This window comes from Flavobacterium sp. NG2 (assembly GCF_034119845.1).
Lineage (GTDB): Bacteria > Bacteroidota > Bacteroidia > Flavobacteriales > Flavobacteriaceae > Flavobacterium.
The window spans coordinates 3,332,859-3,354,248 of sequence record NZ_CP139420.1 but is presented as its reverse complement, the minus strand read 5'-3'; the positions used below and the strand labels follow the sequence as shown (position 1 = coordinate 3,354,248).

Here is a 21,390-nt window from a genome sequence, read left to right as displayed (position 1 = left end):
AAAAGTCAGTTTAGTAACCTGTATTTTGTTTCAAGGTTGGGTTTGCTTGAATAGCAGTTGATGGAATTGGCATTAAATCTCTGAAAGATTCTGTTGAGGCACCATCTTTAGTACCACCTTTCCATTGCCAAATTTTACTTCCTCCTGAGAATTTTCCAAAACGAATTAAATCAGTTCTTCTGTGACATTCCCAAAACAATTCACGTCCTCTTTCGGCCAAAATAAAATCAAGAGTTAAGTCGGTTGCCAAAATAGTCGAAGCGTTTGCTCTTGCTCTGATTTTGTTCACATAACCTAAAGCAGTAGTAAGATTACCATCAGCAGCACCTCTAAGAGTGGCTTCGGCATACATTAAATACGCATCAGCAATTCTAAATACAGGGAAATCTGTATCAGGAATATCATTACGTTGTGCTGCGCTTCCGTCAGCATTTACATTGGTATACTTTTTAACAGCATAACCATTAGTAAAAGTACCTACGTTAGCAATATCAAGTGTTTGTCCATCCGTATGAAAAGTTCCTCTTTTATCTCCAGTAGCTGTAGCGTCTGGGAATAATTGAACAAATTCTTTACGGGTACGGATACCTTGCCATCCACCATTCATTCCTTGAGCCGCAGCATCCATGCTACCTCCAATGGAAGCGTGAAGAATAAAACTCATTCCACCACCAGTCGCTCTAATTGCATTACCATCACTGACGATTGGGAAAATAGTTTCTACTTGTGCACCATTACGGTCGTTATCCGCTGAGAATAGGTAACGGTACGGAACATTTGCAAAAGTGTATCCTGAATTGTTGATAACATCGGCACATACTTTAACGGCATCGTTATTTCTTTCCGTTCCAGTGTATACTTTGGCATTCAAATAAATTTGTGCCAATAAGAATTTAGCAGCAGCTTTATCCACACGTCCGTACTCATTTGTTCTTGAAGGAGCCAGACTGTTGTCTAAATCTTTTAATTCTGATTCTACATAAGCAAAAACTTCTGCTCTTGATTTTTGTACTGGGTAATAAAAACCTACTGCATCATTTTCAGTAGTGATTGGCACATTTCCAAATAAATCCATCAATTGCGTATAAGAGAAGGCTCTTAAAAAGCGAGCCTCTGCTCTAAAAGTGGCAATTTGTGTTTTTAAGGCAGCGTCAACACCTCTAGCCGTTAGTTTTTCGTCAGTAGTTTGTCTTAAAAACTCATTCGAAAGACTAATTTGGTAAAAAGCTCTAGAGTAAACACCGTATAAAAACTCATTATTAGGAGACCATTTTTGAGTGTTTAATGTAGGTAAGGTTCCATCAGCCCAAGCAATAATAGCTTCGTCTGTAGTGAATTCTTGCATTACAAAAAGCAAACGCAAATAACTACTAAAGTCACCACCAATACCAGTAATATCAGCACTTCCGTCACCATCATTACCTCCTACATAAAGTCCAGAATACATTTTTGACAATACTTGCATGTAGGAATTAGGATTTTCAAAGAAGGTTTCAGATAGGAATTCATCATCATCTGTTGGGATTACTTCCAAGTCATTGGTACATGAAGTAAGGGTCATATTCAAACCTAAAATTAATAGGAGTAAATAGGATATATATTTAAATGAATTTTTCATTTTATTTGTTTTTTTTAGTTAGAAAATAGATGTATTTATTTTTAGAAATTGGCATTTACTCCAAACAAATACGTTCTTGCTCTAGGATAGATATTACCATCAATACCGTTGAATTTTTCAGGATCTAATCCGTCGTATTTCGTGATTGTCAATACATTTTGAACCCCTGCTGAAAATCGAAGTGTAAACGATTTAGTCACTGATTTGTCAAGCGTATATCCTAAATTGATATTGTCTAGTTTAATAAAAGAAGCGTCTTTTACAAAATAATCAGAGAACGCTCTTTGAGTTCCGTTGTCTTCAAATGTGAATCCCGTATTGTAATAATCAGTTGAAATATTTGACAAATCGGTATCTCTTCTTAAAGCAGCATCTAAATAGCCTTTATCTGAGCTCACATTGTCATAAATATAGTTTCCTAAACTTGCTCTCCAGCTCATTGTGAAGTCAAAGTTTTTGTAGTTAGTTGTACTAAACAATCCAAAACTGTAATCAGCAGCAGGTTTCTTGAATCTATAACGATCTAAGTTGTCTATAGAACCGTCATTGTTTCTGTCTACATAAGCACCTTGGATAGGTTTTTTATTCGAATCATATAATTGTTCGTATACAAAAAACGAATTAGGAGCATAACCTACAGAGTTAATCTGGATTTTGTTATTACTACCTCCTTGAATGTCTCCCGTAGTATATCCTTGGAAGCCAGGAACAGTAATTCCTAAATCAGAAACCTCTTGTTTGATGTAAGTTGCATTAAAGGCAAGGTTCCATTTTAAGTTATCATTTTTGATTACATCAGATTCGATACTAAATTCAACACCATTGGTATTAACACTTCCAATATTAGCAAAACCTGAGTTTCTTAAGTTGGCTCCATCAGGATAAGCGATAAAAGCCAAAAGATCGTTTGATTTTTTATTAAAGTAGTTTAACGAACCGCTGATTTTATTATCAAATAAACCGTAGTCTAAACCAATGTTAGTTTCGGTGATTTCTTCCCATTTGATGTTTTCATTATAACCTTCAATACGAGCAACTGGATAAACAGTATTTCCAAAGATGTATTGTGAGTTAATGGTTCCCAAAGTTACTCTTCTTAGGTAATCATAAGAAGCTGAGATGTCTTGTTGACCTGTTTCTCCATAACCTACACGAAGTTTAAGATTTGATATCGTACGGTTGTCTTTTAAGAAATTTTCCTCTGAAAGATTCCAAGCAAAAGCAGCTCCAGCAAAGTTTGCCCATCTATTTTCTTTTGAGAAACGTGAAGAACCATCTCTTCTGTAGTTAACAGTCAATAAATATTTACTATCAAAATTCATAATCAAACGACCAAAATAAGACTGTAAATTGATGTCAGCATCTGTTTCTACATCTTCAAGCGGATTTGGCTCTACTGTTTGTCCTGATTTGTAACCTACTCTTTGAAATAATTGGTAGTTATAACCAGCGGTAGCGTCTAATTTTAATTTTGAGGTTAAATTTTTAGTGTAATTAAAATAAGTATTTAAGTTTTTATTTTGTCTAGCATCTGTAAAGTTAGTATGACCACCAAGATTCACCCAGTTTGGTTCACTAAAGTTTCTTGGTTGAAAACCTGTGATACTTTCAGTACTTACGTTTGTATAACCACTTCCGTCGTATCTATCAATTCCAAGTTCTGTAATGATACGCAAGTCTTCCAAGAAGTGAAATTTATAATCCAAACGTACATTTCCCCATTTTCTGGTTGAGGTCGCTCTGTTGTCTGTTTGATTTAAAAGGGCAACTGGATTTTTAGCGGCTAGTAAGTTTACGTTTCCGTTTGACTCTAACCATTCAAAATAACCTCCATAACGAGAACCTGCAACAGATACTGGTTGTGTTGGATCAAATCCGATAGCACTACCAATAACTCTTCCTTCATCTTGAAATCTGTTTTTACTGAAAGATAGGTTTCCACTAATGTCAATTCGTAAGTGATTGTCAAACAATACAGGATTCAAAGAAAGTGAGGTTGTTGTTCTTTCAAAACTAGTATTTTTCAAAATCCCAGGATTGGTTGTATTCCCTACAGATATTCTAGCCGGAACTTTATTAAATAAAGCACCACTTGCTGAGATATTATTATTAGTCGTGATAACTGTTTGAAAGATTTCATCTTGCCAATTTGTGTTAGCAGTTCCTAATTTTGCTATTTTTGCAGCAGTTCCTTTTTCGTTTACCAAAGCACGAAATTCATCGGCTCCTAAAACATCTACAGTGTTTGCTACTGTATTGATTCCAGTTTGAGAGCTAAAAGAAACTTTGATTGCTCCTTTTGAACCTTTTTTTGTAGTAATTACAATCACACCATTGGCTGCTCTAGAACCGTAAATAGCTGCTGCCGAAGCATCTTTTAAAACCGTAAATGATTCAATATCATTTGGGTCAATAGTCGAAAGGATACTGGTAGCACCGCTTGGTGTAGCATTACTCAAAGGCAAGCCATCTAAAATAATAAGAGGGTCATTAGATGCATTTAAAGAAGATCCTCCACGAATACGGATATCCGCTTTGGCTCCTGGTGCTCCTCCTCCTGTTACATTAACTCCAGAGATACGACCATTGATTAAACTTTCGGCAGTTACATTTTGTCCTTTGTTGAAGTCTTTGGCAGAGATAGAAGAAACAGAACCTGTTGCATCTTTCTTTTTTACCGTACCATAACCAACTTGAACAATAACTTCTTTCAGTTGATTAGAATCTTCAATAAGGATTACTTTAAGATTTTGTCCTGCTTTAATCTCTTTGGTTCCATAACCAATAAAAGAGATGCTTAATACTGGGGCTTTTACAGAGGAAACCGGTAACGAAAATGCTCCGTTAACATCTGCAATAGTTCCTATGTTGGTTCCCTTAAGCGCAATACTAGCGCCTATCAGGGGTTCACCCTTTTCGTCCTGGACAACGCCCGAAGCCACTTTAACTGTAGTTTGGGCTACTACAGTTGGCATAATAAATAGGATGCTGCATAGTATTAAAATGCTAAACATACTTTTTTTCATTTGTACCATAATTTTGGTTTTTGGTTGTTAGTTAAATTGGTTTTACAAAATGTATTTTAATGAAATCTGTTGTCGAAATCGTTGATACATTTTGATTAATGTAAATTTATAGCCTTTAAAAGAGTCCCATTTTTATAAGTTTAAAAATGTAGTGATTTAAAGATGTTTTTCTGTTGTAAACCCTTGTTATTAAAAGGTTTGTTGTTTTTTGTTTCTTTGAAAAAAGTAGTGCTTTTGTAGTGGTAAATAGTGCTTTTGACTTAATAAAGTGGTGCTTTGCTTCCTTAATTACTGAAATACTTTTTAATCAGTCTAAGCATTAAAATACGTTTCTAAAAATTACTACTTATTTTCAACATTATTTGATTTCAATCACACTAATTGCGAATCCTCCACCTGGAGCAGATAACTGAGAAAGTTTTGATTTACTCGTTAGTTTCATTTTACGAATGGTGTAGGCTTGCGGATTTGTTTTGTAATGCGCATCCTTGGCATCTGCATAAATAGTAGCTTCGTATTTCTTTCCTTTTTCCAAAAAGTCAAATTTAATTGTCGACACACGAGCTGTTTCACCATTTGCATTTCCAATGAACCAATTATTCTTTCCCTTTGCTTTTCGAGCTACGGTAACATATTCACCTGGTTCAGCTTCTAGGTATTTACTGTCGTCCCAATCAATAGCCACATCTTTAATGAATTGGAACGCATCTAGAAAACGGTTGTAGTTTTCAGGTAGGTCGGCAGCCATTTGTAATGGGCTGTACATCGTCACATATAATGCCAATTGATTTGCAAGAGTGCTGTTTAAATGTGAAGTGTTCTCAGGATTCAATTTACTAATATCCATTTCGAATATCCCTGGCGTATAATCCATTGGGCCTCCAATCAATCGCGTAAAAGGTAAAACCGTAACATGATTAGGTTTGTTTCCTCCAAAAGCTTGGTATTCTGTTCCTCTAGCCGCTTCATTTCCAATTAAATTAGGATAGGTTCTACAAATTCCTGTTGGACGAATTGCTTCGTGTGCATTGACCATAACTTTATAATCGGCTGCTTTTTCAACTGCATATTGATAATGGTTTACAATCCATTGGCTGTAATGGTTTTCACCACGAGGAAGAATATTTCCAACATACCCACTTTTTACAGCATCATAACCGTTGTCTTTCATAAATTGGTAGGCTTTGTCCATATGGCGCTCGTAATTACGAACAGAACCTGAAGTTTCATGATGCATGATCATTTTAACTCCTTTGGCTTTTGCGTAAGCATGAATTCCTGCTACATCAAAATCTGGGTAAGGGGTTAAAAAGTCAAAAACATAATCTTTAGAATGACCAAACCAGTCTTCCCAACCTTCGTTCCAACCTTCAACGAGTACCGCATCAAAACCGTGTTTTGCCGCAAAATCAATGTGTTTTTTCACATTAGCGTTATTGGCTCCGTGTTTGCCATTTGGTTTCGCTTTCGCAAAATCAGTTTCGCCAAGGACAACGGAAGGGAATTCATCGGTATACGCCCAAGAACTTTTTCCAGTAATCATTTCCCACCAAACACCAATGTATTTAACAGGTTTAATCCAAGAAGTATCTTCTATTTTGCAAGGGTCGTTTAAGTTTAAAGTTATTTTTGAAGCCAAAATATCTCTAGCATCATCACTAACAATAATTGTTCGCCAAGGGGATTTACTTGGTGCTTGTAAATATCCTTTATCTCCCGTTGCATCAGGTGTTAACCAAGATTCAAAAATCATGCTTTTGTCATCCAAGTTCAAATGCATACAAGAATAGTTAATCAAAGCAGCCTCATGTAAATTGATATACAAACCTTCTTTTGATTTCATCATCAATGAAGTTTGTACTCCTGTAGGTGAAAACGTTTTTTGAGATACATTTTCAGTAGTCGCTTTTTTGATTAAACTTCTAATTTCGGATAATTTAGAAGTAGTGTAGTCGTATTCTTGAGTGTCATAGTCTCCTGGAATCCAGAAAGCGGTATGATCCCCAGTCATAGCAAACTGAGTACGTTCTTCTTTGATTACAAAATAAGTCAAGTTTTTTTGCGAAGGGAATTCATAACGAAAACCGAGTCCATCATCAAACAATCGAAAACGTATAACCAATTTTCGGTCGGTTCCTTTTTGATTTAGAGTGACCGCTAGTTCGTTATAATGGTTGCGAATTGATGACCATTCTCCCCAAACTGGATTCCAACTTTCGTCGAAAGTACTCGTTTTAGAATCGATAATGGTAAAATCATTTAATAGTGATTTAGTATCGTTTTTTAGTTCTAAACCTAGCTTACTTGTTTTAATAACAGCTTGGTCTTTGTAGTTTAAATTATAAATAGGCGTTCCATCTTTTTGCAATGAAAATTCCATTTGCAATTTTTGATTGGGGGATTTTAATTGTTGTGCAAAAGCAGTATTGAATAAAGCCATGCAGACGAGGGTTGATAGGAGTAGTTGTTTCATTTTTTTAATTAAATAAAAATTATGGTTAGCTAAAGAAATATTGATAACCCAAATTTACAGCGCTTCTTAAGCGTTTATTTTTTTTAAATGAAAATGGTAGTGATTTGAAGCTTGTTTAGATATGTAAAGTATTGTTTTTTAAGGGTTTATGATTTTTAAGGTTGTTTAAAAAAGTAGTAGAGAGGTAGTGCTAAAAAAGGTCTTTATGCTTATTTTAAGCGTAAAGACCTTTTTTGGATGATAAACATTTTGCTATTTGTTGGTTCCAATTCGCATTACATTCGCTTCAAATTCATCACGAGGACCTAAGGACTTATTTCTTAATTTGGTTCTGTAATTGTAAATAGTAGATAATGAATAGCGTAAAAATTCGGATATTTTAGCGCTATCAGATATTCCTAAACGAATCAAGGCAAAGATTCGCAATTCAGTATTCATAAGTTCTCCTTGTTTTAATTTGATGTCATCAGTATCAGTAAGCAAATTACTAAAGTCGCCAATGAAATTTGGAAAAAGCAATAAGAAGGTCTTGTCAAAATTATTGTAGAATTCTTTAAGTTCTTTCTCAATAAACTCATCCGATTTAATGGCACGGACTAATTCGGTCATTTTTCCGCTAGCCGCCATGATATTCAATTGTCGTCTGTATTGGTCTAATTTGCTAATGTAAACAGAACATTGATCCATATAACGACCAATGTATATTTCTTTAACTAGACTGGCTTCTTTTAAAGTATGGTTTGTTTCATTCAGTTTTTCATTGGCTATTTTCAATTCTTCATTTAGAACTTTGAATTGTTTATTGGCTAAACTTATTTCATATTTAGCTTTGGATAATTTTTTGATTTGTTTGAATAATAAAACCAAAGCTGTTAAAAGGAATAAGGATAAAATACTAGCACTTACAAGAAACAGAATCAGCTGTTTGCGATTGGTCTCATTTTGTTTTTGATAGGCTTCATTGATGATGGGCATCATCTTCGAAATTTCGAAAGTTCTTAAGCGGGCATTGCAAAATAAGGCATCTTCCAGCGTTCGTTTAGTGTATTTGTACGCACGGTCGATATCTCCTTCTTCATAAAGCATATAGGCCAAAGAACGAAGAGAGATGTATTCTTTTTTTTCTAATTTCAAATCGGAGATTGCCGAAATGATGAGCCATTTTTTTTCATTGCCAAAATCTTTTTGTTTTTGATAAGCTTGCGAAATTAGGTAGGCTACTATCGCTTTATCGGTATTATTATCTTTTATTTTTGAAAAATAATTTGTTAATAATGGAAGCGCATCACCATATTTCTTTTCCTCAAAATATTTGTTAGCTTGGTGAATAATTGATGATTCTGATGTTTTAGGGTAAAAGTTGTAACTGGAATCTCTATATTTTTTGGTTAGTTCAATGTAGTTGTTTTTTTCTTGCGAAGTAGCCGCAAAATCCGACATTGAAAGATATAAGGTACTACAGACACCATAATAATCACCTCTAAGGTCTGGAGTAGCTTTGATATTAATTTTATTCAATATATCAGTAGCTTCTTTGTACATTCCTAATGTACCCATAATCGAAGCAAGGTTTAACTTGGTGGTATTGATTTTTGTTAAATCGTTTAAATTATTGGCAATCTGCATGCTTTTTCGAGCATAACTTATCGCAGAATCCGATTGGTAAAACCGATATTCCTTAAATAACTTCTCGTAAACCTCATATTTTAAAACCTCAGTTGTAGTTATTTTTTTGAGTTCAATTAGCTTTTTTATTTCAGATTCTTTCTCATTTTGGTATTGTTGGCTGTTATCAATAGTAGCATCTAATTCTTTTAGTAGCGATTTAATTTCTGTTTGTGAAAATAGGAGTAGAGGTAAAAGTACAGCAATAACAGTAATTTGAAATTTATGCATTTTAGTAGGGTTTAGTTTTAGTAGGTTTAGTTACTGCTAAAATAATTAATAATTAATATTTATGAGTAGAATATAGCACTTATTAAACAAACTTTTAATGACTAGAGGGTAATTTAAGTGCATGTAAGAAATTAGTAAGGAAACCTAGCTCAATAAGAATAATTTCTGTTTTAAATAGATTCAAGATTGTTTACTAACTACAATTTTTTTATCTCTATTCTGAGTTGGGGTAAATTAGATGTATTTATAGGTAAATTCTACGAAGCAAGTTCAGTTTATTTTTTACTAATTTGTAAGTCCAATAATGATTTACATTCTTAAATTCAAAAATAGGCTTACTTTTCGTGAATTTGAAGGTGTTTTAAAATTTTAATTAATGAAAAATAAAAGTTTTTTTAGTTTGCTTCTAGCAGGGTTAATCTTCACAACTGTTAGTATTTGCGCCCAAAAAAAGAAACAACCCAATGTACTTTTTATAGCAGTGGATGATCTTCGTGCGGATTTAGGTTGTTATGGTTCGGATGTGGTAAAATCTCCTAATATTGATGCCTTGGCACAATCTGGAGTGCAATTTAATCGTGCTTATTGTCAAGAGGCTATTTGTGGTCCATCGCGTGCTAGTTTGATGACGGGAGCGCGACCTGAGACAATTAATGTAATTGATTTGTTTCAAGATTTTAGATTGAATTGTCCAAGTATAAAAACGATTCCGCAACACTTTCGTGAAAATGGCTATGAAACGGTTTATACAGGAAAAGTTTTTCACGGGAAATATACTGATGATGCCCTTTCATGGAGTCGTAAACCTATTCGAGTAAAAACCAAAGGAGAATCCGTTGAAAAAACTGGGGGCTATGCCTTGCCTGAAAATCAGTTGATGTATCTTAAAAATAAAATTGAACTAGAGGAAAAGTATGGTGAAAAAATGATTCGTGAAAACTGGCTCGCCAAAGGTCCAGATACTGAATGTGCCGATGTGCCTGATGATACTTATGAGGACGGTCAAAATACCAATTCGGCTATTGCTACTTTGAAGGACTTGGTTAAAAATGATAGTAAACCTTGGTTTCTGGCTTTAGGTTTTCATAAGCCACATTTAGATTGGATTGCTCCAAAAAAATATTGGGATTTATACGATGAAGCGACTATTCCAATCGCCACTCAGGTGAATCCACCTAAAGACGGTGCGGCCATGGGATTGTCCGAGTCTTTAGAGGTGCGCGTAGGTGCTGATATGCCTAAAACGGAACCTTTTTCACCAGAATTACAGCGTAAATTGCGCCATGGGTATTATGCTTGTATTAGTTATATCGATGCACAGTTAGGAAAAATGATTACTGCCTTAAAGGAGTCAGGGGAATATGATAATACCATTATTGTATTGTGGTCAGATCATGGTTTCAATTTAGGTGAAATGGGTTATTGGGGTAAAGCAACCAATTATGAACTAGCAACTCGTGTCCCTTTTATCGTTGTCGCTCCTGGAGTTACAGATAAAGTTAAAGGGCAAAAATCTGATGCTTTGGTAGAAATGGTAGATATTTTTCCAACTCTTTCAGACTTAGCAGGCTTAAAACGTCCAGAGCATTTAGAAGGACATAGTATTGTTCCGGTATTGAAAAATCCAGCGATAAAATGGCAAGAGGCTGCTTTTAGTTTGTTTCCAAATCCAGCAATGCGTGAGTGGGCAGCGAGGCCTTTTACGCCGCCATTTCGTAATTCATTCTTTGGTCCGCTAATCAAAAAAATTGAGACTAAAATCGAAACCCAAATGGGAGACAAATGGGATCGTCAAGTTTTTGAAGATTTTGTAATGGGATATGCAATGCGTACCAATCGTTATAGATTAGTCGTATGGAAAGACAGACGTTTTCCTAAAAATGAACCACTGTTTGTAGAATTGTTTGATCATGAAAAAGACCCGCAAGAAAGTGTAAATATTGCGAAACAAAATCCAAAGTTGGTTAAACAGTTGATGGTTACCTTCAATGGAGGATGGCAATCAAGTTTAAAAGGGTATAAAAACTAAGTTTAGAACTAGTGAGTATAAAAAATGGCTGTCAAATACGACAGCCATTTTTTTTGTAATGTCAAGTAAGAACTTGAATAGATATATTTATTGTTTTAGGTCTTTTGCTTTTCGGCTGCTTTTCATATTCAACATTTCAACAAATAAAGAGAATGAAATGGCAAAATACAAATATCCTTTAGGGATTGGAGTAACGTGACTTCCCAAGATTAAGGCATTGGATAAGTGCGCACTTTCAGTCAATAACATCATTCCAATCAAAATTAAAAAGGCCAAACCTAATATCTGTATCGAAGGGTTTTTGTTGACAAAAGTCCCCACAGGAACAGCAAACTGCATCATTATTAATACAGAAATAATCACTGCTGTAACCATGATATAAAGCGCCCCTTCAACACCATTTGTCATTCCTACAGCGGTCAAAATACTATCAAATGAGAATACTAAATCAATCATAATAATTTGGATAATCACAGATTGAAATGATTTTTTTGCAGCATTTTCAATCTTGTGTTCTTCCTCACCTTTATGGTCTACTTTTTCTCTAATTTCATTGGTGCTTTTGTAAATCAAAAACAATCCACCAGCGAGTAAAATCAAACTTTGACCTGTTATTCCTGCTGAGAACCAACTCAAATCAATCGTAAACCAAGGTTCTTTCATTTGTATTAATAAGTTGATACCAAACAAAAGCACAATTCGCATAAACATCGCTAGAAACATCCCTATTTTGGTCGCTTTTTTACGATTTTCTTCAGGTAGTTTTCCTGTGGCAATTGAGATAAAAATAATGTTGTCAATCCCTAGTACAATTTCTAGAAAAGTCAGGGTTAATAAGGCAATCCAAGCATCTGGATTCAAGAATACTTCCATTTTAATTTAATTAAGTTTTTTGTTTTTAATCAGTTGGTAATCAGTATTTAGTTAAGTTTTGTCGCTGTTCCACGTTGTTTTTGAGCCATACCAACAATTCCAAATTCAAATAAGTAGCTATTGTCTTTAGTAGATAAAATTTTGATGTTCACTGCTTTTTCTTCGGCCATCGATTTAGGATTTAACTTTGTCAGCACGTATTCACAATCGTTCACCCAGCGTATGGAAGCCGTATCGGTCTTTCCTTCGTAAGTTTCAATTTCAATGCTGTCATTGCGTTCAAAAAAGGTTGTTTTGATAACACCATCGACCTCGTGTTCAAACTTGAATTTTCCAGTTTTAAAGTCGGTACAATTGCGTTCTGCCTGCATACAAGAAACCAAAAGGCTAAACACAGAAACTAATAGGAGTAATTTTTTCATTATTATTTGGGCCTTATCCAGCTGTCCATTACAAGTCCTCCTTCATAAACCTTTTTTTCTAATGGTATAAAAGGAGCTTCCTCTGGTCGCTCTTTTCTACCAAGAAAAAATAGTTTTATTCCGTCCGGGCTTTCCATTTCCAACTGGGGCAAAAGACGTTATTTGTTATTTAATCGCTTTAATTCGTCATCGGTAAAGTTCTTAATTTCTTTGGCTTTGGCAAATTTATCTGCGTTATAATTTTCAGATTTATTTCGAGCAATTGATAAGCTGTCCCAAGGCGTTTTTTTCAATTCTTTGGCATAAAAAATAATTTGTCCCACATGATACGGATAATGCGCCAGTTGTCTGTTGATGGCTTCTATTACCGTGTGTCCCTCATTTCGGATGTAGATGATTTTTGTTAAATCCTCGGGTTGCAAACTGTTTAAAGTACCGAACAAGCAATCCCAACCCTTATTCCAAGCTTCTAAAACAGCTGCTTTGGAATCCAAATCATTTTCAAATTCTCCATCGCGATTACGCCATTCCTTTTCTCCATCGGTTGTCATGAAATCAGTCCAACGCGAAAGCATATTTCCTGAGATATGTTTGACAATAGTAGCAATGCTATTGGTATCTTCGTTCGTTTGAAATAACAATTGTTGCGGTTCTAGTTGTTCCATAGCTTTTTCGCCTATGGTTTTATAGTACAAAAACTGTTTTTTTACACTTTCCAGGTATATTGTATTCGTTTCCATAGTGTCATTTTTTAAACAGTCTAATTTACGAAACTCTTTACAATTAGACGAACTGAAATTCCCTTTAAAACTTCAAAAAGATTCCTCTAAATTATTCAAATTTCTTAGATCTGTGTTCCAAACAAAATCACACAATTTTAATATCGTACTTTCGTAACAAACCCAGAATTCCATCCGAAGCGAATCGAGCCTTTTTCATGGGGTTAAATTCGGGGTCGATGTTGTAATTGTAAGCGGTAGTGAAATTCACTTCTTTCAATTGTGTATTATTGAAAATAGCTCCGGCCAAATTGCAATTATCAAAAACTGAAAGAGATAAATCAGTATTCATAAAAGCTACTTCTTTTAAAGAGCAGTTAGAAAACGTAGTTTTAGGCATCTTTTTATGGGTAAAAGAAGCATAATCCAAAACAGAATCCTGAAAACTAACTTGGAACAAAAAATCATTACAAGCATGAAATTCAATTCCCATTAGCTTGCAATTGGTAAACGTAACGGTTTTCAAGCCCGTTTTTATCAATTTGGTCATCGAAAGATTGCAATCGATAAATTGGCAATCCATAAAAGTATTGTTAGAGAAATCACTATTTGAAAAATCACAGTTTTTAAAAATGCAATCTTCAAATTCTCGATTGTGTACACTTTTGTTGATAAAAGCGACTTTTTCAAAGGTTTTTTGGATATGAAGTAATTCTTCCATTAGTCGTTAAATAAGGATTTCATGATGAATTGCAACCCTTTAAACATTAAGATGACAGCGGTAATACAAGCAGTGATACCAACAGCTAAAACCAAATAGTGCCAAATATTCTGTTGATTCATAAATGCATTATAAATCACAGAGGGGCCAATAAATAATAGGGGTAAAGCCCCAGATAAATATTTGATTCCTTTGCCTAATAGCTCTTTGTTTGTCCCCATTTAAAATCTTAATTGTAAGCCATAGCCCAGTTGATTGCCAACAACATTAAGTTCTAGTTCCGAATGATTAATTCCTGAATTTTGCAAACCTTCGTTATAGAGTTCAATGGCGTGATTCATTTTTTTTCTTTTCCCAACGATAACAGGAATAGAGACAGCCAAACAAGCGAGTCCACCATATGTGGCAGCCGTAGGATATTGCACATCCGAAAATGCTCCGATAACAACATCAAGTACAACTAAGGCACTTCCTAATCCCATAAAGAAACCACCCAAGGCTTCTTTGTTTTTGGCGGTATTAAAAAGCGCTAAAGCTTCGGTATTTGATGCTATTAATTCACGTGCCTCTCTAGATGAAATTTGTTTGCCTTCGATAAAAAAGCGTCCTTTTTCTTTTTCTATTTTTTGTGAAAATGTTACTAGCGATAGTAACAAGCATAGTAGGGTAATTAAATTTTTCATTTTGATAAACTACAGTATTATTTCCAGTTGTCAACGGCTTTACGAACGCTGCCAAATTTACGTAATAATTCGGATGCTTCGTCATAGCTTACAGGAATTTCTCCCATTATCATTTTGACACCGCGATCGACTAATTTGCTATTGCTTAATTGCATATCGACCATTTTGTTTCCTTTTACTTTTCCTAGCTGAATCATGGTAGCGGTCGAAATCATGTTTAAAACTAACTTCTGTGCTGTTCCTGCTTTCATTCTAGAACTTCCTGTTACAAACTCAGGACCTACCACCACATCAATAGGATATTGTGCTGTTTTCGAAATAGGGCTTCCAGCATTACAACAAATACTACCCGTGATAATACCGCTGTCATTACACATTTGTAATCCACCAATCACATAAGGTGTTGTTCCCGAAGCTGCAATTCCAATTACGACATCGTCAGCATTGATATTGAATTCTTGCAAATCAATCCAAGCTTGAGTAGCATCGTCTTCGGCATTTTCTACAGCTCTACGAATGGCAGTGTCACCGCCAGCTATAATTCCAACCACCATATCAAAAGGCACTCCAAAAGTAGGAGGACATTCCGAAGCATCCACAACGCCTAAACGTCCCGAAGTTCCAGCGCCAATATAAAACAAACGACCGCCTTTTTTCATTTTGGCTACAATTTGTGTGACCAAAGCTTCAATTTCAGGAAGTACTTTTTCGACAGCAAGAGGCACGGTTTGGTCTTCTCGGTTGATGTTAGTCAAAAGTTCGCTGACAGACATTTTTTCTAAATGCTCGTATTTTGAGGATTGCTCTGTAGTTTTAGTAAAAGTCATTTTTTGAGGTTCTAAATTACAAAAACTCAAAGGTACTATCTTTTTGAAAAGTATAATAGGATTTCGCTTTGATTTACATTTGAATCATTAGTTTTTCAAAAAGGAACTATAATAAAAAAAAACAGAAGCAACTATTTAAAGTCACTTCTGTTTTGGGTATCCACGCTTTAACCAAACAATAGATAGTGTAAAAAAGACTAGCGCCAGTTAATTAATTACATATTGTATACTCCGCCATTAATGTCGAGAGTAGCACCTGTAATAAAACCGTCGTATTCTGACGCTAGATATAAAACGGCACGAGCTACATCAGCTGCGTTACCTGCTCTTTGAATTGGAATGCTCGCTGTTGTTGCATCCGCAGATTCTTTTGTTGTATGCGTATTGTGAAACGAAGTACCAAGAATAAGTCCTGGAGCAACAGCATTTACTCGAGTACCTTGAGGTCCTAATTCTGCCGAAAGTGCTCTAGTAAAAGTTAAGATAGCCCCTTTGCTAGTAGAATAAGCAAGTGACCCTGGATGACCACCTTTACGTCCAGCGAGTGATGCTAAGTTAACAATACTACTGTTCTCATTTTTTGCCAAATATGGAGCTGCAGCACGAGTCACAAACATCATAGACGTAAGGTTGATGTCCATAACCTTATGCCAGAATTCTGTTTCCATTTCGCTTAACATTTTACGTGCCACTAGAGAACCAGCGTTGTTTATTAGTATGTCCAGACTACCAAGTTCGGCAACTGTTTTCTCAACCATTGCAGTAACATCAGCTTCATTAGTTAGGTCACCACTTATTGCCATTGCTTTTTGTCCTTTGCTGTTAGCGTATTTTACCAATTCTTTGGCAGTATCAGCACTTGAAAAATAGTGAATAGCAACATTCGCTCCACTATCAATAAAGTGCTTAGAGATTGATTCTCCAATTCCTTGAGCTCCAGCAGTAATTAAGACGTTCTTATTTGTTAATTTATTATTTTCCATTTTCTTGTATATTATTTTTTATGATCATTTTTATTGAAATAGCCTTCATTTGAAACCGCTTTATCACTTACCGAGATAGAGGCAGTTTTAAACCAAACTTCAGCATAATTCCCATCTTTGTACTGTTTTTGAACATCTCCACCATGAGTTTCGGCACCAGAACACCAGTTTTTATTGATTTCAGGAGATTTTCCATTGGTTTGATTGTATGCCCCAAGTTTAAAGAAAAGACCTTCGTCAGTGTAGGCATTTTTACGTTCCACTCCGTTTTGACCAAGTGGGAAATACATTTTTTGTATTTGCATAGGGATTTTATCTGTCGTGGCATAATCTGACACGAGTAAGTTTTTTGTAAATGTTTTGGTTTCATGTCCTTCACTTGTAAAAGTCAATTTCATAATACCATCTTTAACCTCGACACTATAGCTAAACTCTTCGCCTAATGCGATACCATCTTTAGGTTCTGCAGGATAGCTATTTGCTGTAGGACCAACAACCGAAAAGTCATTTCCCCAAACAGCTGTAGAAAAATCCCAACGTTTCCCATTATCATCACCAGCGGTATTGATTTCATAATGCCAAAACACTGAACCTTTTGTATGACCAGGAAATTTTTTGTAGAAGATTTTTAGAGGTTCGTTTTCAAAGGCATCAGCACTATGAATTTGACCTACAACTACCGCATGCGAAGCTGCTACACGAGCATCACCCGTAGAAGAAACGTTCATTACTTTTAAGGTAGCCGTCAATTTATCATCGGCTGTTTTGGGATACCATTTTTTTATTTGGGCCAATTCGGTTCTGGTATTGTTTGAGGTTCCGTGAGTTTGACCCGCATTTGGAGTTTTGAAAACAACCCAATTGGTTCCATTTTCATTTATGGTAAAAAAGTAATCTTTATTGGTGAAATTATTGGCAATACCTGCGTTTGTACCATCACCCAAAATCAATTTCCAATGATCGAAGAAGGGAATAACTTCACTAGGGTGAACTGTTTTTTCAGCTTCTGTAGCAGTAGCATCAGTTGCAGTCTCATTTTTTTTGTCTTTACAGCTGCCTAGGATTAACAAGGTGCTTAAAATTAGTAATTTGGATACGGATGTAATCATTTTTTGATTGCTAGTTTTTGTTGGTCTTTTCATTTTAATGGCTGTTTTTTATATGGTTTGATAATTTTGTAAAATGTTCGTTCATCATTTTTGTTGCAAGTTCGGGGTCATTTGATTCTATCGCTAAAAAAATAGCTTCATGTTTTTTAATTTCAGAATCTACTTGGTCGCCTTCACAAACCGTATCTCGCTCATAGGTTTTAAGAATTGGTGGTATTAATAAAAGCATTAAGGAAACCATAGTACTGTTTTTACTGGCTTTTGCGATTGCTAAATGAAATAGTAAATCTTCCTCTAAATAATCATCACCAGCTATAATTTTAGTTTTAAAAGCGTTTAATGCGTCTTCTATGCGTTTTAAATCAGCCTCTGTTCGTCTTTGAGATGCTAACCAAACCGTTTCTAGCTCTAAGGATATTCTAGTTTCTACCAGTTCATTAAAAGAAGGAGCATCTAGTGCGATTATTTCCTCAACGATACCGTTAAACCCAACTAATCCAATAGCTAGAATAGTACCGCTTTGAGACATTGATTTGACCACTCCATAAAATTCTAACCTTCGAATAGCTTCTCTAATATGATTTCTTTTCACATTAAATTTCTCAGACATCATTCTCTCTGAAGGCAATTTGTCTCCGCGCTCTAATTTTTTAGCATTAATCAAATCTCGAATTTGGCAGATGATAGCATTCTGCATGATTCGATTTGAATTTTCATCTATCAAACTTATTTTCACTGTGATGGACTGTTTTATATTGGTTACGCAATTTTCTTTTTTAGATTCATTTTTGAATAAATATCAATAATCTAAAAGGGCTAATACACCGTTGTATGAAATCACCAAAGAAAAGAAGAAGGCGGCATAGAGTCCTATATAAACTCCTAAACTAGTCTTATAGTCTTTCATTATTTTCTTATTACTGAGCATGAGGATAATTCCGAGGACAACAATTGGCAAAACAAATACATTAAATACCTGCGATAGAATTTGAATTTCAATAGGATTGGCTCCAAAAATAGGTCCTATCAAAGCAACTAACGAAGCAACTGCTGTAATGATTCTAAACTGTCGTGAATTGGTATCTAAGGTTCCTGATTGATAATCGGCGATTAATAAGGGTGCGATTAATAAACAAGGAAAAATAGAGGATAAGCCAGCACTTAGGGCTCCGATAAAGAAGATGCTTACAGCCCATTTACCAGCAACGGGTTCCAAAGTATTGGCCATGTCCAAAACTTGAGTCACAACTTTTCCTTCATGAAATAATGCGCCACAAGCTACTGCCATAATCGTAGCACTGATGATGAAAATCAAAATTGCTGCTGTAATAGAATCTTTTTTCTGTTGTTTTAAATCCTTAATCGTCCAACCTTTCCCTTTTACAAATAGCGGTCGAGATAAGAAGGTAGCAGAGGCCATAGTGGTACCCACAAAAGCTGCGACCAACATTTTACCGCCAGGAACTTCGGGTATGGTAGGGATTAATCCTTTGACCACATCAATAGAAAGTGGTTGAACAAAACATAATGACAATACAAATGATAAGCCCATAAGTGTTACAAAAATGACAAGGATTTTTTCGAAAAATGAATACTTTCCAACCAACATCAATAAGTAAAAAGTAACGATTATAGTTATGGCTGTAATCAAAACCGTTTCATACTTATACGGAATCAAACCTTCATAGTTTATGGCTAATATTTCAAAAATGATATTGGATGAAATACCTAAAATACCCATGAGTGAATTCCATTGCCCAAACGTTATTCCGATAATGATTAAAATGGCTAAAAGTTTACCAAATTTTAAATGTTTTTTGAATCCAAAAAGGGCAGTTTCACCAGTAATCAAGGCATAATTTCCATAGGCAAACATTAATACTCCCGAAAACAAACAACTTAACAAAAGCACCCACAATAATTGCATTCCAAATTTACTTCCTGCAACAATCATAGAAGTTACACTGCCTGTACCAATAGTATAACCGATGGCAAAAATACCTGGCCCGAAGCCTAAAACAAGGGCGATTATTTTTTTAAGAAACGATTTTTTATGTGCTGATGTTGGCATAATTTAGTAGTTTTTTTAGGTTAGTTAGTTTTTCCAATTGGTATGATAGAACTGCTCAGTAGCATCATCTTTTCGTTGGTAGGTGTGCGCTCCAAAATAATCTCTTTGCGCTTGAATTATATTTGCGGAGCAATCGGCTACGGCAAAACTGTTTATGAAATTTATGGATTCACATAAATTAGGAATCGCTATTTCGTTTAAAATACAGTCCGAAACTACTTTTTTAATGCCTGGTTTTAATGCTTTTAATTGTTGGGTTATACCATCATCAGTTAATAGATTATTAGTGTTTTTAAACACAGTCACCAAGTCTACCATAAGGTCTGATTTGATGATGCAACCGTTGGTCCAAATTCTAGCTAACTCGCTTAAATTCAGACCCCATTTGTAGTTGATAGAAGCTTCATGGATTAATTTAAAACCTTGGTAATGATTGATGATTCTAGCAAATTGGTAGGCTTGTAAAATAGTATCGTTTTCAAGAGATAAACTAGTATCAATATCGGAGCTTAGTTTGTTACTTGCTGTGGTTCTTTCATCCTTATAAAACGAAGTATAACGTGCAAACAATGCCGAAGCAATCATGGTGCTTGGTACTCCTAACTCAGCGGTGGTAATGGTGGTCCAGTTTCCTGTACCTTTATTTCCAGCTTTGTCCATTATTTTATTTACTAACCAATCATCGCCTTCTTTTTTACGTAAAATATCGATAGTAATTTCTAGTAAGTAGCTGTTTGTAGTGGGTTTCCAAGATTCTAAAATTGTAGCAATTTGGTCTGGATTTTTGCCTTGAGCTTGCAAAATAGTGTAAACTTCGGCGAGTAATTGCATTTCAACATACTCAATCCCATTATGAACCATTTTGACAAAATGCCCACTTCCTTCGGTTCCAATATAAGTACAGCAAGCTAGGTTGTTTAGGTCTTTTGCCGCTATAGCTTCTAAAAATGGTTGGACTTCTTTGTAACTTTCTTTATCGCCTCCAGGCATTATAGATGGGCCTGTTAAAGCACCTTCTTCACCGCCAGAAACACCAGCGCCTATAAAATGAATGTTTTTTGATTTTAAATCGTCAAATCTTCTTTTCGTTTCATGGTAATTTGAATTTCCGCCATCAATGATGATATCACCTTCAGAGAGGAACGGTAGGAGGTCATCGATAACATAGTCTGTAGTTTTACCAGCATTGACCATAAGCATGATCTTTCGAGGTGTTTGCAACGAAGCTACAAAAGCTTCTAAATTGTCAAAGGCTTTAGCTGAAGCTAATGCTGCAAACTCGTTCTTGAAATTTACGGCAACATTTTCTTCTGAGCCTTCAACATGTCTGTTGAATAAAGAGATGTTAAATCCCTTGTTAGCTAGATTTCTACTAAGGCTTTTACCCATAACGCCAAGCCCAAATAAACCAAATTCAGATTTTGGCTGTAGTTCTTTTTTTATCACTTCTATAATCGTTTCAGGAGTTAAACTTATATCTATTTTAATTGCTTCTTTTGGTTCTTCAAGGATATCAAATTGAGACTGCAATAAATTGGACTTCATATAATGTCCCTTACGGCCATTAATCCTTTCGGTAATTTGCTCAAAAGAACCATGAAGAAAAACCCATTTTGTATTTTGCTGAATATTGGTGCTCAAAAGCTCTCGATATTTCTCTTTTAAAGCCGAGCAAACAATTACGCAACCTTTATCAGCGAGATGCTTAATTGCTAATTTGTTGAGTGTTTGCAACCAGCCTAATCTATCATCATCATTTAAAGGTTGGCCACTTGACATTTTTAAAACATTAGCTTCAGGGTGAAAATCATCACCATCAAAAAATGGAATGTCTAAGGATTCAGCTAATTTATTTCCAATAGTGCTTTTTCCAACACCCGAAACTCCCATAACATAAATAATAGTTGCGCTCATTTTTATAGTTTATTTTTTGGCTGCCC

The 21,390-nt window shown here is 35.2% G+C and carries 18 protein-coding genes; 1 reads left to right on the top strand and 17 read right to left on the bottom strand.

Features of this window, described 5'->3' with window-relative positions; all coding sequences use genetic code 11:
• Positions 1-10: 10 nt before the first annotated feature.
• The 4 genes from SLW70_RS13670 to SLW70_RS13655 all read right to left on the bottom strand — a co-directional run bounded on the left by SLW70_RS13670 (position 11) and on the right by SLW70_RS13655 (position 9,013).
• Positions 11-1,618: a RagB/SusD family nutrient uptake outer membrane protein gene (locus SLW70_RS13670; RefSeq protein WP_320889134.1), complete on the bottom strand. Its 1,608-nt coding sequence runs from the start codon at positions 1,616-1,618 to the stop codon at positions 11-13.
• 41 nt (positions 1,619-1,659) lie between these two features.
• The gene (locus SLW70_RS13665; RefSeq protein WP_320889133.1) at positions 1,660-4,644 is read right to left on the bottom strand and encodes a TonB-dependent receptor; all 2,985 of its coding nucleotides are present in this window, start codon (positions 4,642-4,644) and stop codon (positions 1,660-1,662) included.
• 358 nt (positions 4,645-5,002) lie between these two features.
• Positions 5,003-7,117, bottom strand: coding sequence for a glycoside hydrolase family 97 protein (locus SLW70_RS13660; RefSeq protein ID WP_320889132.1), 2,115 nt, complete (start codon positions 7,115-7,117; stop codon positions 5,003-5,005).
• A gap of 252 nt (positions 7,118-7,369) precedes the next feature.
• Complete coding sequence (locus tag SLW70_RS13655) at positions 7,370-9,013, bottom strand: DUF6377 domain-containing protein (protein WP_320889131.1); 1,644 nt, start codon at positions 9,011-9,013, stop codon at positions 7,370-7,372.
• Positions 9,014-9,389: 376 nt separating this feature from the next.
• Here SLW70_RS13655 and SLW70_RS13650 point away from each other — a divergent pair, with 376 nt between their 5' ends.
• Positions 9,390-11,042: a sulfatase gene (locus tag SLW70_RS13650; RefSeq protein ID WP_320889130.1), complete on the top strand. Its 1,653-nt coding sequence runs from the start codon at positions 9,390-9,392 to the stop codon at positions 11,040-11,042.
• Between the two features lie 87 nt (positions 11,043-11,129).
• Here SLW70_RS13650 and SLW70_RS13645 read toward each other — a convergent pair whose 3' ends face one another.
• The 13 genes from SLW70_RS13645 to gndA all read right to left on the bottom strand — a co-directional run bounded on the left by SLW70_RS13645 (position 11,130) and on the right by gndA (position 21,364).
• Positions 11,130-11,915 (bottom strand): TerC family protein, encoded by a 786-nt coding sequence (locus SLW70_RS13645; RefSeq protein ID WP_320889129.1) that lies wholly within the window; start codon positions 11,913-11,915, stop codon positions 11,130-11,132.
• Positions 11,916-11,962: 47 nt separating this feature from the next.
• Positions 11,963-12,337 carry a DNA topoisomerase IV gene (locus SLW70_RS13640; protein WP_320889128.1) on the bottom strand — a complete coding sequence of 125 codons (375 nt, stop codon included), beginning with the start codon at positions 12,335-12,337 and terminating at the stop codon, positions 11,963-11,965.
• A gap of 2 nt (positions 12,338-12,339) precedes the next feature.
• On the bottom strand, positions 12,340-12,474 hold the full coding sequence (locus tag SLW70_RS13635; protein ID WP_320889127.1) for a hypothetical protein: 135 nt from the start codon (positions 12,472-12,474) through the stop codon (positions 12,340-12,342).
• Positions 12,475-12,495: 21 nt separating this feature from the next.
• Positions 12,496-13,077: a DUF1572 family protein gene (locus SLW70_RS13630; RefSeq protein ID WP_320889126.1), complete on the bottom strand. Its 582-nt coding sequence runs from the start codon at positions 13,075-13,077 to the stop codon at positions 12,496-12,498.
• A 127-nt stretch (positions 13,078-13,204) separates the two neighbouring features.
• Positions 13,205-13,777 carry a pentapeptide repeat-containing protein gene (locus SLW70_RS13625; protein WP_320889125.1) on the bottom strand — a complete coding sequence of 191 codons (573 nt, stop codon included), beginning with the start codon at positions 13,775-13,777 and terminating at the stop codon, positions 13,205-13,207.
• Positions 13,777-13,998: a DUF6095 family protein gene (locus tag SLW70_RS13620; protein WP_320889124.1), complete on the bottom strand. Its 222-nt coding sequence runs from the start codon at positions 13,996-13,998 to the stop codon at positions 13,777-13,779. Before SLW70_RS13620 ends, SLW70_RS13625 begins: the two co-directional genes overlap by 1 nt.
• Positions 13,999-14,460, bottom strand: coding sequence for a hypothetical protein (locus tag SLW70_RS13615; RefSeq protein WP_320889123.1), 462 nt, complete (start codon positions 14,458-14,460; stop codon positions 13,999-14,001). It abuts the gene before it with no gap.
• A 17-nt stretch (positions 14,461-14,477) separates the two neighbouring features.
• Positions 14,478-15,287, bottom strand: coding sequence for an N-acetylmuramic acid 6-phosphate etherase (murQ, locus tag SLW70_RS13610; RefSeq protein ID WP_320891801.1), 810 nt, complete (start codon positions 15,285-15,287; stop codon positions 14,478-14,480).
• A 215-nt stretch (positions 15,288-15,502) separates the two neighbouring features.
• Positions 15,503-16,270 (bottom strand): 3-oxoacyl-ACP reductase FabG, encoded by a 768-nt coding sequence (locus SLW70_RS13605; RefSeq protein WP_320889122.1) that lies wholly within the window; start codon positions 16,268-16,270, stop codon positions 15,503-15,505.
• Positions 16,271-16,281: 11 nt separating this feature from the next.
• The gene (locus tag SLW70_RS13600; protein WP_320889121.1) at positions 16,282-17,412 is read right to left on the bottom strand and encodes a polysaccharide lyase family 7 protein; all 1,131 of its coding nucleotides are present in this window, start codon (positions 17,410-17,412) and stop codon (positions 16,282-16,284) included.
• Between the two features lies 1 nt (position 17,413).
• Positions 17,414-18,076 carry a FadR/GntR family transcriptional regulator gene (locus SLW70_RS13595; protein WP_320889120.1) on the bottom strand — a complete coding sequence of 221 codons (663 nt, stop codon included), beginning with the start codon at positions 18,074-18,076 and terminating at the stop codon, positions 17,414-17,416.
• Positions 18,077-18,178: 102 nt separating this feature from the next.
• Positions 18,179-19,450, bottom strand: a complete 1,272-nt coding sequence (locus SLW70_RS13590; RefSeq protein ID WP_320889119.1) for an Nramp family divalent metal transporter — start codon at positions 19,448-19,450, stop codon at positions 18,179-18,181.
• A gap of 24 nt (positions 19,451-19,474) precedes the next feature.
• The gene (gene gndA, locus SLW70_RS13585; protein WP_320889118.1) at positions 19,475-21,364 is read right to left on the bottom strand and encodes an NADP-dependent phosphogluconate dehydrogenase; all 1,890 of its coding nucleotides are present in this window, start codon (positions 21,362-21,364) and stop codon (positions 19,475-19,477) included.
• Between the last annotated feature and the right edge of the window lie 26 nt (positions 21,365-21,390).

Excerpts from the sequence above, each read along its gene's own strand:
- SLW70_RS13670 (WP_320889134.1), bottom strand. The coding sequence starts at position 1,618 with ATGAAAAATTCATTTAAATATATATCCTATTTACTCCTATTAATTTTA.
- SLW70_RS13665 (WP_320889133.1), bottom strand. The coding sequence starts at position 4,644 with ATGAAAAAAAGTATGTTTAGCATTTTAATACTATGCAGCATCCTATTT.
- SLW70_RS13660 (WP_320889132.1), bottom strand. The coding sequence starts at position 7,117 with ATGAAACAACTACTCCTATCAACCCTCGTCTGCATGGCTTTATTCAAT.
- SLW70_RS13655 (WP_320889131.1), bottom strand. The coding sequence starts at position 9,013 with ATGCATAAATTTCAAATTACTGTTATTGCTGTACTTTTACCTCTACTC.
- SLW70_RS13650 (WP_320889130.1), top strand. The coding sequence starts at position 9,390 with ATGAAAAATAAAAGTTTTTTTAGTTTGCTTCTAGCAGGGTTAATCTTC.
- SLW70_RS13645 (WP_320889129.1), bottom strand. The coding sequence starts at position 11,915 with ATGGAAGTATTCTTGAATCCAGATGCTTGGATTGCCTTATTAACCCTG.
- SLW70_RS13640 (WP_320889128.1), bottom strand. The coding sequence starts at position 12,337 with ATGAAAAAATTACTCCTATTAGTTTCTGTGTTTAGCCTTTTGGTTTCT.
- SLW70_RS13635 (WP_320889127.1), bottom strand. The coding sequence starts at position 12,474 with ATGGAAAGCCCGGACGGAATAAAACTATTTTTTCTTGGTAGAAAAGAG.
- SLW70_RS13630 (WP_320889126.1), bottom strand. The coding sequence starts at position 13,077 with ATGGAAACGAATACAATATACCTGGAAAGTGTAAAAAAACAGTTTTTG.
- SLW70_RS13625 (WP_320889125.1), bottom strand. The coding sequence starts at position 13,777 with ATGGAAGAATTACTTCATATCCAAAAAACCTTTGAAAAAGTCGCTTTT.
- SLW70_RS13620 (WP_320889124.1), bottom strand. The coding sequence starts at position 13,998 with ATGGGGACAAACAAAGAGCTATTAGGCAAAGGAATCAAATATTTATCT.
- SLW70_RS13615 (WP_320889123.1), bottom strand. The coding sequence starts at position 14,460 with ATGAAAAATTTAATTACCCTACTATGCTTGTTACTATCGCTAGTAACA.
- murQ (WP_320891801.1), bottom strand. The coding sequence starts at position 15,287 with ATGACTTTTACTAAAACTACAGAGCAATCCTCAAAATACGAGCATTTA.
- SLW70_RS13605 (WP_320889122.1), bottom strand. The coding sequence starts at position 16,270 with ATGGAAAATAATAAATTAACAAATAAGAACGTCTTAATTACTGCTGGA.
- SLW70_RS13600 (WP_320889121.1), bottom strand. The coding sequence starts at position 17,412 with ATGAAAAGACCAACAAAAACTAGCAATCAAAAAATGATTACATCCGTA.
- SLW70_RS13595 (WP_320889120.1), bottom strand. The coding sequence starts at position 18,076 with ATGCAGAATGCTATCATCTGCCAAATTCGAGATTTGATTAATGCTAAA.
- SLW70_RS13590 (WP_320889119.1), bottom strand. The coding sequence starts at position 19,450 with ATGCCAACATCAGCACATAAAAAATCGTTTCTTAAAAAAATAATCGCC.
- gndA (WP_320889118.1), bottom strand. The coding sequence starts at position 21,364 with ATGAGCGCAACTATTATTTATGTTATGGGAGTTTCGGGTGTTGGAAAA.